At 70.5% G+C, this 14,610-nt stretch carries 10 protein-coding genes; 7 read left to right on the top strand and 3 right to left on the bottom strand.

Translation table 11 applies throughout. The annotated features are described in order from the left end of the window. The first annotated feature begins 89 nt into the window (after positions 1-89). The 3 genes from QF037_RS13795 to QF037_RS13785 all read left to right on the top strand — a co-directional run bounded on the left by QF037_RS13795 (position 90) and on the right by QF037_RS13785 (position 3,967). Positions 90-593, top strand: a complete 504-nt coding sequence (locus QF037_RS13795) for a hypothetical protein (protein ID WP_307037155.1) — start codon at positions 90-92, stop codon at positions 591-593. Between the two features lie 98 nt (positions 594-691). Continuing rightward, positions 692-1,561: a diaminopimelate epimerase gene (gene dapF / locus QF037_RS13790; protein WP_307025063.1), complete on the top strand. Its 870-nt coding sequence runs from the start codon at positions 692-694 to the stop codon at positions 1,559-1,561. A gap of 288 nt (positions 1,562-1,849) precedes the next feature. Beyond that, positions 1,850-3,967, top strand: a complete 2,118-nt coding sequence (locus QF037_RS13785; RefSeq protein ID WP_307025061.1) for a RelA/SpoT family protein — start codon at positions 1,850-1,852, stop codon at positions 3,965-3,967. A gap of 11 nt (positions 3,968-3,978) precedes the next feature. On the opposite strand, the gene QF037_RS13780 is transcribed toward QF037_RS13785, so the two are convergent. Next, positions 3,979-4,476 (bottom strand): hypothetical protein, encoded by a 498-nt coding sequence (locus QF037_RS13780; RefSeq protein WP_307025059.1) that lies wholly within the window; start codon positions 4,474-4,476, stop codon positions 3,979-3,981. Between the two features lie 88 nt (positions 4,477-4,564). Here QF037_RS13780 and QF037_RS13775 point away from each other — a divergent pair, with 88 nt between their 5' ends. Continuing rightward, a complete protein-coding gene (locus QF037_RS13775; protein WP_307025057.1) occupies positions 4,565-6,058 on the top strand; it encodes a M1 family metallopeptidase in 1,494 nt (497 codons plus the stop codon). A 137-nt stretch (positions 6,059-6,195) separates the two neighbouring features. Continuing rightward, positions 6,196-7,695, top strand: coding sequence for a GTPase HflX (gene hflX / locus QF037_RS13770; protein WP_307025055.1), 1,500 nt, complete (start codon positions 6,196-6,198; stop codon positions 7,693-7,695). A 72-nt stretch (positions 7,696-7,767) separates the two neighbouring features. Here the strand turns inward: hflX and QF037_RS13765 are convergent, their stop codons facing one another. Beyond that, on the bottom strand, positions 7,768-8,970 hold the full coding sequence (locus tag QF037_RS13765) for a trypsin-like serine peptidase (protein WP_307025053.1): 1,203 nt from the start codon (positions 8,968-8,970) through the stop codon (positions 7,768-7,770). Positions 8,971-9,174: 204 nt separating this feature from the next. Then, complete coding sequence (locus QF037_RS13760; protein WP_307025051.1) at positions 9,175-10,395, bottom strand: trypsin-like serine peptidase; 1,221 nt, start codon at positions 10,393-10,395, stop codon at positions 9,175-9,177. Positions 10,396-10,697: 302 nt separating this feature from the next. Between QF037_RS13760 and QF037_RS13755 the strand changes: the two genes are divergently transcribed. Both QF037_RS13755 and QF037_RS13750 read left to right on the top strand, forming a co-directional pair. Then, positions 10,698-12,191 (top strand): diaminobutyrate--2-oxoglutarate transaminase family protein, encoded by a 1,494-nt coding sequence (locus QF037_RS13755; RefSeq protein WP_373463719.1) that lies wholly within the window; start codon positions 10,698-10,700, stop codon positions 12,189-12,191. A 477-nt stretch (positions 12,192-12,668) separates the two neighbouring features. Next, the gene (locus QF037_RS13750) at positions 12,669-14,531 is read left to right on the top strand and encodes an IucA/IucC family protein (protein WP_307037153.1); all 1,863 of its coding nucleotides are present in this window, start codon (positions 12,669-12,671) and stop codon (positions 14,529-14,531) included. The last annotated feature ends 79 nt before the right edge of the window (positions 14,532-14,610 follow it).

Genomic DNA, 14,610 nt, shown 5'->3' with positions numbered 1-14,610 from the left:
CGCTCAGGCCGTCATCCGGCCCTCCGGCGCCGTGCCATCATCGAGCTTCGATCGACCAAGTGGAGTCCGAGTTGGGAGGGCGCGTGGCGATGGAGGCCGGCCCTCGCGACACCGCACAAGGCACCGAGCCCCTCACCGTCGACGGCGGTGAAGCGGAGCAGGACGAAGACAGTCTGAGCCCCGACGGGCCCGACGACACCCAGGGCGGAGTGACCGCCGACGGTCCCGAGCCCGAGGAGATGTTCGCGGGCGGCCCGGAGGTCGAGGTCGAGCTGCGCCCGCAGCGCCGGATGCGTATCTGGCAGCTCGCGCCCATCGTCACCCTGGCCGCGGTCGGCTCCCTGATGTTCGCCTTCCCGCTGGCCTTCGACTTCGGCGACAGCGGGGCCGTGATCGCCATGCTGGGCCTGCTGATCTGCTCCTGTGCGGCGGGGTGGGGCATGATGGCCGCCCGCCGGGTCGGTCACACGTGGCCCGGGCTGCCGCAGCGGGGCTCCGGACGGCGTCCCGACTGGCGCATGGTGCTGCTGTACGTCGTGGTCGTGGCCGCGGTGATCGCGCTGGCCGTGTTCCGCGTGGCCCGGCTGCGCTGACGCCACGCGCGCGTGGCGTGACGTACGACCACGTACGCGTGCAGACGTCGTACGGCTGTCCGTGACCCGCTGTCGTACCCACGCCGTACGATCGAGGAATGAGCACGCGGATCGCCTTCCTCAAGGGTCACGGCACCGAGAACGACTTCGTGATCGTCCCGGACCCCGAGAACGCCATCGACCTCCCCCCGGCCGCCGTCGCCGCCCTGTGCGACCGCCGCGCCGGCATCGGGGGTGACGGTCTGCTGCACGTGGTGCGATCCGCCGCCCACCCGGAGGCGCGGGGCATGGCCGCCGAGGCGGAGTGGTTCATGGACTACCGCAACGGCGACGGCTCCGTCGCGGAGATGTGCGGCAACGGCGTACGCGTCTTCGCGCGCTACCTCCAGCACGCCGGGCACATCACCGAGGGCGACCTGGCCGTGGCCACGCGCGGGGGTGTGAAGACCGTGCACCTCGCGAAGGACGGTGACGTCACCGTCGGCATGGGCGCGGCCCGGCTCCCCGAAGGGGACGTCACCGTGAGCGTCGGCGAGCGCAGCTGGCCCGCGCGGAACGTGAACATGGGCAACCCGCATGCCGTGGCCTTCGTGGACGACCTCGCCCACGCGGGCGACCTGTACTCCCCGCCGCCCTTCAGCCCGGCCGCCGCCTACCCGGACGGGGTCAACGTGGAGTTCGTCGTCGACCGTGGTCCGCGTCACGTCGCCTTGCGCGTGCATGAGCGCGGCTCCGGCGAGACCCGGTCCTGCGGCACGGGCGCCTGCGCCGTCGCCGTGGCCACCGCACGCAGGGACGGGGCCGACCCGGCCGTGACCGGGACGCCGGTGACGTACACCGTCGACGTACCCGGCGGCACCCTCGTGATCACCGAGAGGCCCGACGGCGAGATCGAGATGACCGGCCCCGCGGTGATCGTCGCCGAGGGTGAGATCGAACCGGAATGGCTGGAAAACGCGGTCCGCTGAGCGCGTGAATCATGGGGTCCGGCGGCCCCGGTCGCTGGGATCCGCAGCTCCGGGCAGCCGGAGCGGTTCGAATCGACGGACGATCGCCGGTCAGCTGGCGCGAAATCGTAAACCTCGGAATCGTCGCTCGAATGGGTGATCCGTTTCACGCTCGACGAGAGGCGGTCAGCCGCGCGTGGTGGGCTCGGTAGCATCAAGCACCGGCCCGGACGGGGGACCGATGCCATCCCCTGAGCCGTGTCCGCCCTGGGGCACCCCGTCCGCCGGTTGACGCAGCCGGAGGTGCCCATGAGTGCGGAGGCCACGAACCCCGCGACCCCAGGTCCGGTAACAGGACCTGCGGCGCGCTGGCGGGCGCGGATCGACCTGCGCCGTCTGGGCCGCGCCGCCCTGCTCGGCCCCGCGACCCGCGATCGGCTGCCCGACGCCATCAGCCACGTCGTCGAGGCCCACCGGGCCCACCACCCCGACGCCGACCGCGACATCCTGCGCCGCGCCTACGTCCTGGCCGAGTCCTCGCACCGCGGCCAGATGCGCAAGAGCGGTGAGCCGTACATCACACATCCGCTCGCCGTGACTCTGATCCTCGCCGAACTCGGCGCCGAGACCACGACTTTGACGGCGTCCCTGCTCCACGACACCGTCGAGGACACCGATGTGACACTCGATCAGGTACGGGAGCAGTTCGGCGAGGAGGTCCGCTTCCTCGTCGACGGTGTGACGAAACTGGAGAAGGTCGACTACGGCGCCGCCGCCGAACCCGAGACCTTCCGAAAGATGCTCGTCGCCACCGGCAACGACGTCCGTGTGATGTCGATCAAACTCGCCGACCGGCTGCACAACATGCGCACCCTCGGCGTGATGCGCCCCGAGAAGCAGGAACGCATCGCCAAAGTCACCCGCGACGTCCTCATCCCGCTCGCCGAACGGCTCGGCGTGCAGGCGCTCAAGACCGAACTGGAAGACCTGGTCTTCGCGATCCTGCACCCCGAGGAGTACGAGCACACACGGGAGTTGATCGTCGACAACGCCTCCCGCGCCGACGACCCCCTCGCGGAGATCGCCGACGAGGTGCGCGGCGTCCTGCGCGACGCGGACATCCCGGCCGAAGTCGTCATCCGGCCCCGGCACTTCGTCTCCGTGCACCGCGTGTCCCGCAAGCGCGGTCGGCTGCGCGGCGCCGACTTCGGCCGGCTACTGGTGCTGGTCAACGAGGACGCCGACTGTTACGGCGTGCTCGGCGAGCTGCACACCTGTCTGACGCCCGTCGTCTCGGAGTTCAAGGACTTCATCGCCGTACCGAAGTTCAACCTGTACCAGTCGCTGCACACCGCCGTCGCGCGCGGTGACGGCCAGGTCGCCGAAGTCCTCATCCGCACCCACCAGATGCACAAGGTCGCCGAGGCCGGCGTCGTCGCGCTCGCCAATCCCTACGCTCCTCCTTCGGAGGAGTCCGCAGACGGCGAGCGCGAGGACCCCACACGCCCCGGCTGGCTCTCCCGCCTCCTCGACTGGCAGGAGGCCGCACCCGACCCGGACACCTTCTGGTCCACCCTGCGCGAGGACCTCGCCCAGGACCGCGAGATCACCGTCTTCCGGCCCGACGGCGGCACACTCGGCCTCCCCGAGGGGGCGACCTGTGTGGACGCCGCCTACGAGCAGTACGGCGAGGACGCGCACGCGTGCATCGGAGCCCGCGTCAACGGCCGGCTGGCGACGCTCAGCACCGTTCTGCGGGACGGCGACACCGTCCAGCTGCTCATGGGCCAGGACCCGGCCTCCGAGCCTTCAAGGGAGTGGCTGGAGCACGCGCACACGCCCGCCGCGCGGATCGCCATCCAGCGCTGGATCGCGACGCACCCCTCCCAGGAGGAGCCGCACGAGGTCGAGGAGCGCGAGCCGGCCCCGCGCTCCGCCGCCGAAGCGCCGGTCGCGGACGGTCCGGCCGCCCGCCCCGGCAGCGCCGACGTCCTTGTCGACCTGCCCGGCGCGACCGTACGGCTGGCCGGGTGCTGCACGCCCGTACCGCCCGACGACATCACCGGGTTCGCCGTGCGCGGGGGAGTGGTCACCGTGCATCGCGTCGGATGCGCCGCGGTGGCGCGTATGAAGGACGCGAAGCGCGCGGAGGTCGATGTGCGCTGGGGCGACACCACCGAGTGCCGGGTCACGCTGTTCGCCGAATCGTTCGGCCGCCCTCATCTGCTCGCCGACCTCACCGAGGCCATGGCACTCGAAGGCGCCGAGATCGTCTCGGCGACCGTCGAACCCCCCACCCAGCAGCGTGTCCGCCACACCTACACGGTCCAGCTCCCGGACGCGGCGCTGCTGCCCGCGCTCATGCGGGCGATGCGGAACGTCCCGGGTGTGTACGACGTGAGCAGGGCGCAGACGACGGGAGTGTGACGGCGCTCGCCCTACTCGAACGCCGTCTCGGCGAAGGAGCAGCCGCCACGCTCGGCGTGGCCCAGGACGAGGCGGGGCGAGAGCCGGGGCGGCTGCCGGACGTACTGGCGGAAGCCGGGGGCGCGGAACCTGAGGTCGAACGCATGCCCCTCCAGGTGCCACAGCGGCGCGTCACTCCACCCGGGCCGGTCCTCCTCGGGCGCCAGCCGGTGCAGCGCGTCGAGTTCCAGGTCCACGCCCAGCCCTTTGAAGTCGAGATCCCCTTCGAGATCCCAGACGTCGTCGAAGACGAGCGTCGACGGCGCGATCCAGAAGCTGAAGTGCGTCTCCGGCGGGACCGGATGGACCCAGCGGGTGACGTAGTCGAGATCGAACAGCAGGCGCGGCAGCACGTCATCGGTCCGCTGCACGTACATGCCGTGCACGGTGACGTCGTGCCACCCCATCTGCTCGAAATCGGCGTCGCTCCAGACCGCCTTCGTGAGTCCGGACTCCGCGTTCACGTCCATGTCCGCATCCAACCAGGCCGTTACCCGTTCGGGTGGGCCGGGCGCGAGTCGCCGCCGTACGGCACGCGCGCGCTGGTAGCCGTGGTGCATGCTGCTCACCCCCCACGCCAGGAGCCCTCGCCGGCTGAAGGCGGCCGCGCTGCTCGCCTCCGCCGTCTCCGTCTGTCTCGTCGCCGCGAGCGCTCCCGCCACCCCGCTGGGCGTCGGCGACCGTCTCTTCCCGCACCTGGGCAACCCCGGGTACGACGTGGCGTCGTACGACCTCGCCTTCACCTATCCCGGCTCCAACAGCAAGCCGCTGAAGGCCGTCACCACGATCGACGCCTGGACGACCACCGAACTGGACCGCATTAACCTCGACTTCGCTCACGGCAAGGTCGATTCGGTCGAGGTGGACGGCGAGCCCGCCACGTTCACCGGCGTCGGCGAGGACCTGGTGGTCACGCCCGAGGAACCGCTGCCCGGCGGCAGTTGGATGCGGATCACCGTGCAACACACCAGCGATCCCGTGCCCGCCCAGGGCCGCGACGGCGGCTGGGTGCGGACCACGGACGGCCTCGCCATGGCCAACCAGGCCGACGCCGCCCATCTGGTGTTCCCGTGCAACGACCACCCCTCCGACAAGGCGATGTTCACGATCCGGGTCACCGCGCCCGACGGCTACACCGCCGTCGCGAACGGCCTGCCGACCGGCGTGGACCGGGTCGCCGGGGAGACCACGTGGACGTACCGCACCCAGCACCCCATGGCCACCGAGCTCACCCAGGTGTCCATCGGCCGCTCCACCGTGCTGCACCGCACCGGCCCGCACGGACTGCCGGTCCGTGACGTCGTGCCCACCAAGCACCGCGAGGCGCTCGAACCCTGGCTGGAGAAGACCCCCGACCAGATCTCCTGGATGGAGAGCAAGATCGGCCGCTACCCCTTCGAGACGTACGGCCTGCTCATGGCCGACGCCGGCACCGGCTTCGAACTCGAGACGCAGACCCTCTCTCTCTTCGAGAGAGACCTGTTCACCGAGCCCGCCTATCCCAAGTGGTACGTCGAGTCGATCATGGTGCACGAACTCGCCCACCAGTGGTTCGGCGACAGCGTCAGCCCCCGCAACTGGTCCGACCTGTGGCTCAACGAGGGACACGCCACCTGGTACGAGGCCCTGTACGCCGAGGAGAAGGCCGACAGGCCCATGGAGACGCGGATGAAGGCCGCGTACGGCGCCTCCGACCGCTGGCGCGCCGCGGGCGGACCGCCGGCCACGCCCAAGGCACCGAATCCCGGCCAGAAGATCAGCATCTTCCGTCCCAACGTCTACGACGGCGCCGCGCTGGTCCTCTACGCCCTGCGCGAGGAGATCGGCCGGCCTGCCTTCCAGGGTCTGGAGCGGGCCTGGGTGAGCCGTCACGAGGACGGCGTCGCCACGACCGCCGACTTCGTCGCGCTCGCCGAGGAGATCTCGGGCCGCGACCTGGGGGGCTTCTTCCAGGACTGGCTCTACGGCGAGAAGACCCCGCCGATGCCGGGCCACCCGGACTGGAAGTCGGTGGCGATCCCGAAGGCGGCCACGGGGAAGGCCGCGAAATAAGGCGATGACGAGACGGGCCGTGCCGTGCGACCATCTTCAGGTCGGCGCGGCACGGGACACGGGAATCTCCCGGGGTACTCGTGCGTTGTCACCAGTGACGGTCGCCGAATCGGCATCCCCAACGACGTAAGGACCCAATGACCTCCTCTTCATCCCCTTCCCAGGACTCGCAGCGCTTCGCGCACTCACACCCCGAAGGTCTTCGGGCCGATGCCCTGATGGAAGAGGACGTCGCCTGGAGCCACGAGATCGACGGAGAGCGGGACGGCGACCAGTTCGACCGCTCCGAGCGCGCGGCCCTGCGCCGCGTGGCAGGCCTCTCCACCGAACTCGAGGACGTCACCGAGGTCGAGTACCGCCAGCTCCGCCTGGAGCGGGTCGTGCTCGTCGGCGTCTGGACCTCGGGGACCGCACAGGACTCGGAGAACTCCCTCGCGGAGCTCGCCGCCCTCGCGGAGACCGCGGGCGCGCTCGTGCTCGACGGCGTGATCCAGCGCCGCGACAAGCCCGACGCGGCCACCTACATCGGATCCGGCAAGGCCACCGAGCTCAGGGACATCGTCCTGGAGACCGGCGCCGACACCGTCATCTGCGACGGTGAGCTCAGCCCGGGCCAGCTCATCCACCTCGAAGACGTCGTCAAGGTCAAGGTCATCGACCGTACGGCCCTGATCCTCGACATCTTCGCCCAGCACGCCAAGTCCCGAGAGGGCAAGGCGCAGGTCGCGCTCGCGCAGATGCAGTACATGCTGCCGCGACTGCGCGGCTGGGGTCAGTCGCTGTCCCGTCAGATGGGCGGCGGCAAGGGCGGCGGCCTCGCCACCCGTGGTCCCGGTGAGACCAAGATCGAGACGGACCGGCGACGGATCCGCGAGAAGATGGCGAAGATGCGCCGGGAAATCGCGGACATGAAGACCGGCCGCGAGATCAAGCGCCAGGAACGCAAGCGCAACAAGGTGCCGTCCGTCGCCATCGCGGGCTACACCAACGCCGGCAAGTCCTCGCTGCTCAACCGCCTCACGGGCGCGGGCGTGCTGGTCGAGAACTCCCTGTTCGCGACCCTCGACCCGACCGTGCGCCGGGCCGAGACCCCGAGCGGACGGTTGTACACACTGGCGGACACCGTCGGCTTTGTACGCCACCTGCCGCACCACCTGGTCGAGGCGTTCCGCTCCACCATGGAGGAGGTCGGCGAGTCCGATCTGATCCTGCACGTGGTGGACGGCTCGCACCCGAACCCGGAGGAGCAGCTGGCCGCCGTGCGCGAGGTGATCACGGACGTGGGCGCCACCCGCGTGCCCGAGATCGTCGTGATCAACAAGGCCGACGCGGCGGACCCGCTGACGCTCCAGCGGCTGATGCGGATCGAGAAGCGCTCCATCGCGGTCTCGGCCCGTACCGGCCAGGGCATCGCGGAACTGCTCGCACTCATCGACAACGAGCTGCCGCGGCCGTCGGTCGAGGTCGAGGCGCTCGTGCCGTACACGCTCGGCAAGCTCGTCGCCCGCGCCCACACCGAGGGCGAGGTGATCTCCGAGGAGCACACCCCGGAGGGCACCCTGCTCAAGGTCCGGGTGCATGAGGAGCTGGCGGCGGATCTCGCGCCGTACGTGCCGGTCGCGGTGCCGGTCGCCTGACGGCCATAGCTCTTCAGGAACGCCGTGAAGGCCCGCCCCCTCCGCAGGGGGCGGGCCTTCAGCGTGTTCCGGTCACTGACCGCCGTACGTCTTGCTCATGCTCTGGTAGATAGCCTCGGCCCCCTGGCCCAGCTGCGGACCGGCCAGCCAGGTGTTGTCGGCCGGGCCGATCGACGTGTTCGAGACCAGCTTGGTCTCGCCGTCCACCACCCGGAACCAGCCGCCGCCGGACGAACCGCCGGTCATCGTGCAGCCGATGCGGTACATCGTCGGCAGCGTCGTGCTGAGCGAGAGCCGGCCCGGCCGGTCGATGCACTTGAACATCTTGAGACCGTTGTACGGCGCCGCCTGCGGGTAGCCCCAGGCGCCCATCTTGGCGACCTCGGTCGCGGACGGGGCGGAGAAGTCCACGTCCAGCGCGGCTCCGACCGTCTCCTCCAGCGACTTGGCGCCGGACTCCGGCTTCACGTGCAGCACCGAGTAGTCGTACGCGGCACCGGCACCGCCGGTCTCCGAGCCGCCCGCGATCCACTCGTTCGAGGTCGACGCCCAGTCCGCCCACCACTGGCCGTACGGCGCGATCTCGGCGGGGTTGGAATTCGTCAGCTGCGCCTCGGACTTGCCGTAGTCGTTGTAGGCAGGGACGAACATGATGTTGCGGTACCAGCCGCCGCCGTCGCCCGCGTGCACGCAGTGACCGGCCGTCCACACCAGGTTCGACTTCCCCGGGTGGTTCACGTCCTTGACGACCGTGCCCGAGCAGACGGCCGAGCCCTCGGGAGTGTCGAAGAAGATCTTGCCGACGGGGGCCGCGTTCTCGTGGTACGGCGTCTTCTCGGCCGAGGCCTCCACGGGCACCGGGTCCGGGTCGCTGACGCCCTGGTCGGCCGCCGCGTCCTTCGTCGAGTACGTCTTGTTGGCCTCCTTCGCGGACTTCATCCGCTCCGGCTTCCAGAGGCCCTCGATCACCGGGTTGACGAAGTCCTTGGCCTCACTGAGCCACTTGTCCTTGTCCCAGTCCTTCCAGGCGCCGTCCTTCCACTGGTCGACGTCGATGCCGTGCTCCTTGAGCTTGTCCGCGAGGTCGGCAGGTATCTGGACCTTGTCGTTGCCGCTGTCGGCGGCCTGGGACGTCGTGGCGCCCGCCTTGTCGCTCGCCGTGTCCGAGCCTTCGCAGGCGGTCGCGGTCAGCGCCAGGGCGGCGGCGAGGCCGGTGACGGCAAGAGCGGTGCGCCGCCTGCGACTCGGCGTCGCGGACGTACGTGTGGAACGCATGGTGCGGTAACCCCCGTTGGAGCGATTGGTGTTTCACAGTGCGTTGGTGTCATGGGCGTGTCACTCATGCGGGTCCGTGCTCTGCGCGAACCCCCTCGTGACGCGAGAACCCACTATGCCCGTGGAATTGAGGGCGAACGGCGACGGGGCGGTGAAGGTTTTCGTGAGCCGGGGGCCCGGTGAACCGCCCCGTCGCCGTCGTCGTCACTGACCGGCGAACTTGTCGCTGACCGAGTCGTACACGCCCTTGGCCACCTCGCCCAGCCGCGGTCCGGCCAGCCAGCCCGCGGTCACCGGGCCGATCGAGGTGTTGGACACCAGCGCCGGCTTGCCGTTGGAACCGGTCGCGACCCAGCCGCCACCGGACGAGCCGCCCGTCATGGTGCATCCGATGCGGTACATCGTCGGGTCCGAGGCGCTGATCGACAGCCGACCCGGCTTGTCCTGGCACTGGTACAGCGTCTGGCCGTCGAACGGCTCCGCGGCCGGGTAGCCGGTCGCCGTCATGTCCTGGATCTTCGTCGCGGCCGGAGCCTTGAAGTCCACCGGCAGAGCCGAACCGACCGTCTCCTCCAGCGACTTGCCCGTGCCGCCCTCCTCCGGAGTCACATGAATGACCGCGAAGTCGTACGAGGCTCCGTCGCCGCCCGTCGTACCGCCCTGCTCGATCCACTGGTCCGAGGTCTGCGCCCAGTCGGCCCACCAGACGCCGTACGGAGCGACCTCTTCCCGAGCGGCACTCTCCAACTCGGCGGTGGCCAGGCCCTTGTCGTTGTACGACGGCACGAACGCGAGGTTGCGGTACCAGCCGCCGCTCTTGCCCGCGTGGACACAGTGGCCCGCCGTCCACACCATGTTGGACTTGCCGGGGTTGGCCGGGTCCTGCACGACCGTTGCCGAGCAGACCATCTGTCCTTCGGGGGAGTCGAAGAACACCTTGCCCGCCTCGGGGACGCTGTCGTGATACGTAGGCGACACGGCCTTCGCGTCCACCGGCGCAGGCTCCGGGTCGGTCACGCCCTGGTCACCGTCGAGGTCGCTGTCGTCGACCTCCTGGTCCGGCTCCTCGGCCTCCCGCATCCGGTCCGGGTCCCACAGGCCCTCGATGATCGGGTTGATGTAGTCCTCGGCCTCGCGCAGCCAGTCGTCCTTGCTCCAGTCCTTCCAGGCGCCGTCCTTCCACTTGTCGACGTCGATCCCGTGCTCCTTGAGCCGGTCCTTGATGTCGTCCGGGATGGTGATCTTCTCGTCGCCCGACGTGGCGGAGGCGGAGGACTCGCCGCCTGCCTCGGCGTCACCCGAGTCGCAGGCGGTCGCCGTGAGCGCGAGCGCCGAGGCGAGAGCAACGGCGGCCAGCACGGGGGAGGTTCTGCGGCGCGCCCCCCTTTCCCGGCGGACGGTGGACAACGGCCGTATGGATCGCATGATCTGACTCCCCCTGAGGTGAACGAACTAGGCGCTGCGGCCGTGACCCCCACATCGGCACTCCGGCGGCTCTGGTCCGTCCGGTGCCGTTCTCCTGTGGGCGCACGGCCTCTTGGAACGGCAACACACACTATGCGCTCGCTGTGGGGGACTCCCCACGGAACGGCAACGGTTCCGTCACGGCAAGGATCTTGAGGCAACCCGTAACCGGGCGAACCGTCCGGGGTTGGTAGCCGTGGGGGTCTGCTGTTTCTGTGCGGTCCCCTGTGCCCGTGGTGCGACTTCGGCTCACCCCTGGGCGTGTGACGACGGCGGGAGGACAGCGAGACGTGGCCGAGTCTTCGCACGGCGGGTGCGTGTCCGAGGGGGCCCCGCGCCGACAGTCGGCACGCGAGTCGGCGGCGCGCACCTATGCGCGTGCCCTTCCGATCGTGCCCGTGCGGGCGCGCGGACTCACCATCGAGGGCGCGGACGGCCGCCGCTACCTGGACTGTCTCTCCGGCGCGGGGGCCCTTGCGCTGGGGCACAACCATCCCGTGGTGCTGGAGGCCATCCGCAAGGTCCTCGACTCGGGCGCGCCCCTGCACGCTCTCGACCTGGCCACCCCCGTCGAGGACGCCTTCGTCGCCGAGTTGTTCCGCACCCTGCCGGCCGGTCTCGCCGACCACGCGCGCGTGCAGTTCTGCGGACCGGCGGGCACGGACGCGGTGGCGGCCGCCTTCAAGCTCGTCCGGGCGGCAACCGGGCGCACCGGCATGCTGGCCTTCACCGGCGCCCACCACTGCATGGCCACCTCGGCATTCGACACCTCCGAGGAGGCGGCCGGCGTCCGCGTCACGCGGCTGCCCTATCCGCAGGACTACCGCTGCCCGTTCGGCGTCGGCGGCACTCGCGGCACCGAACTCACCGCCCGCTGGACCGAGTCCCTCCTCGACGACCCCGTGTCGGGTGCCCCGAGACCTGCCGGGTTGATCGTCGAAGCCGTACAGAGCGAGGGCGGAGTCATCCCCGCGCCGGATACCTGGATGCGGCGCATGCGGCAGATCACTGCGGCCCGATCCATCCCCCTGATCGCCGACGAGGTCCACACGGGAGTCGGTCGCACCGGCGCCTTCTGGGCGGTGGAGCACAGTGGCATCACTCCCGATGTGATGATCCTCTCCAAGGCCATCGGGGGCAGCCTGCCGCTGTCCGTCCTGGTCCACCGCGACGACCTCGGCCGCTGCGAACGCGGCGCTCCCGCAGACACGTTCCGCGGCAACCAGCTCGCCCTGGCGGCGGGCACCGCGACGCTCACGTACGTCCGCGAGAACGGTCTCGCCGAGCGCGCGTCGGTACTGGGGGCGCGGATGCTGTGCCGACTCAGGGATCTGGGGCAGCGCCTTTCGTGTGTGGGGGAGGTGCGGGGAAGGGGGCTGATGTTCGGGGTCGAGCTGGTGGATCCCGAGGTGGGGCGTCGGCATGCTGAGGCTGAAGCCGGCCGGAGCGGGTCTGCCGAGAGTGCGGCCACCGATTCCCGCCCTGCCGCTCCTGAACTCGCCGCCGCGGTCCAGCGGGAGTGTCTGCGGCGCGGCCTCATCGTCGAACTCGGTGGCCGCCACGCGAGCGTCGTACGCCTCCTCCCACCCCTGACCATCAGCGACGAGCAGGCGGACGCGGTGCTCGACCGGCTGTCCGACGCGGTGGAGGCGGTGGCTCGCGGCCACACCTCTCACGGCCAGACAGGCCCATCGGGTCACGCACACCACCGTCACGGCGATCGCGCCGCACGCGTGGGCCAGCCCGCCGGCCGATGACACGCATCGCGCGGACGCCCACGCGCGCATCGCGACCTGGACCGACCCCGACCCGCTGCTCCAGCTCCGGAAAGACATCGCACCCCCATTCGACTCACCACCGACCAAGACGCCACAGACCGACGCACTCCCACACATGACCCCGGCCCGCTCTCACGACCCAGAACCCGCTCACGAGGAACAGCCTTGAACAGCACCTCCGCACCCGACGGCCCGGTCCACACACCCACCCGAGGCCCCTCCGTCACGGAGACTTCCCGGCAGCCCGAGCCCGGACCGGCGACCGTCGCGGCCCCTCGCCCGCAGGAACGGGTGCCGGAACAGGGACGACGCAGTCCTCAGGAAGCGAAGACCTCCAGCCGAGGCGACGGACCAGGTCAGGAGCGGGTTCCAGGACAGGTCCCCGGCCAGGACTGGACCCCCGCGCCGGGAAACCGTCAGAGCGTCGACCGGCCGCGGGGCACCCCTGCGGAACCCCTGGACCATCCCGACCCGCACATCGCGGCCCAGGCCGCAGCCGTGGAGAACCTCCTCCGCTGTTGGGTGCGCGAGGCCGACCTCCCCGCCCCCGCCGACGGCACCCTCCGCATCCCTCTGCCCGCCAGCGGCACCGCTCTGCTGACCCCCGTCCACTATTGGTCCCCGACGGGCTGGCACCGCTTCGGCCCTCCCCGTCTGGCTGACGTTCCCCCACAGGCCCCGCCCGTCGACGCCGTCACGGTCACCGCACTGCTCACCAGGGAGAGGTCGGGCGGAGGTCCCGACGCCCGGGCCCTGACCGCGGTCTCCAGCCCGGCCACCGACAGCGGGCCGGCCGCCGTCCGTGCCCCCGTCGGCCAAGCCGCCTTCACACTCCTGGACGCCGCCGCCGGCAACGACCTCGCCGCACGCGTAGCCGACTCCGTGCGCCGCACCGCCACGTTCATCGACGAGCACAGAAAGCATCCCTCCGACGAATCCGACCTCTTCCTAGCCGCCGAACAGGCATTGGTGCTCGGACACCCCCTGCACCCCGCTCCGAAGAGCCGTGAGGGTCTCTCCGAGGTCGAAGCACCCCTCTACTCACCTGAGTTGCGCGGTTGCTTCCCCCTCCACTGGCTCGCTGTCGCTCCTTCCGTACTCGCCACCGACTCGGCCTGGACCGAGCGCGGCCGCCCCATCCCGGCGGCACAACTCACAGCACGCCTCGCCGAAACCGGCCTGCCCCTGCCCGACGGACACGCCGCCCTGCCGCTCCACCCCTGGCAGTTGCGGGAAGTCCGGCACCATCCCGCGACCGCGGCCCTGCTCGACGCCGGACTGCTCAAGGATCTCGGAGCACACGGCTCCGCGTGGCACGCCACCTCCTCCGTCCGGACTGTGTATCGCTCCGGTGCCCCGGCCATGCTCAAGCTCTCGCTGGGACTGCGTATCACCAACTCCCGCCGCGAAAATCTCCGTAAGGAACTCCACCGAGGCGTCGAGGTCCACCGCCTTCTGCGCAGTGGGCTCGTCGAGCACTGGCAGGCCGTTCATCCTGGCTTCGACATCGTCCGCGACCCGGCGTGGCTGGCCGTGGACGGGCCGGACGGCCAACCCGTGCCGGGACTCGATGTGATGATCCGGCACAACCCTTTCCGTCCCACGGACGACGTCTCCTGCGTCGCCGGGCTCGTCTCGCCCAGACCCTCCCCCTGGCCGGACAGCACCACGGGCGGTGGAACGGCCGACCCGCCGACCACGCGGTCCCGTCTCGCCGACGTCGTCACGCGCCTCGCGGGCCGGACCGGTCGACCGCTGGGTGCCGTCGCCGCCGAGTGGTTCCTGCGCTATCTGGAGCAGGTCGTCCGTCCGGTGCTGTGGTTCGACGCGGAGGCGGGCATCGCTCTGGAGGCGCATCAGCAGAACACGCTGGTCCACCTGGACGGCGACGGTTGGCCCGTGGGAGGCCGTTACCGGGACAACCAGGGCTACTACTTCCGAGCCTCCCGACGTGCGGAACTCGACGCCAGGCTTCCCGGAACCGGCGAGCACAGCGACACATTCGTCTCCGACGAGGTCACCGACGAGCGTTTCGCGTACTACCTCGGCATCAACAACGTCCTCGGTCTCATCGGTGCGTTCGGCTCCCAGCGCCTCGCCGACGAACGGCTGCTGCTCGCAGCCTTCCGCCGTTTCCTGAGCGAGGTCGCCTCCGGACCCTCCCGGCTGCGCACCTCACTGCCCGCCCGCCTGCTCGACTCGCCCGTTCTTCGTTGCAAGGCCAACCTCCTGACCCGACTGCATGGCCTCGACGAACTCGTCGGCCCGGTCGACACCCAGTCCGTGTACGTCACCATCGCCAACCCCCTGCACTCGTGATCACCGCCGTGTATCGCCTCATCGCCGGCGTTCCTTCGCCCGTGGTCACCGTCAACCACCTTCATTCCTGAGGAACATG

This window comes from Streptomyces canus (assembly GCF_030815415.1).
Taxonomy (GTDB): domain Bacteria; phylum Actinomycetota; class Actinomycetes; order Streptomycetales; family Streptomycetaceae; genus Streptomyces; species Streptomyces canus_F.
Note: the sequence above shows the minus strand (reverse complement) of the source record. Positions and strands in the feature narration are given on the sequence as shown.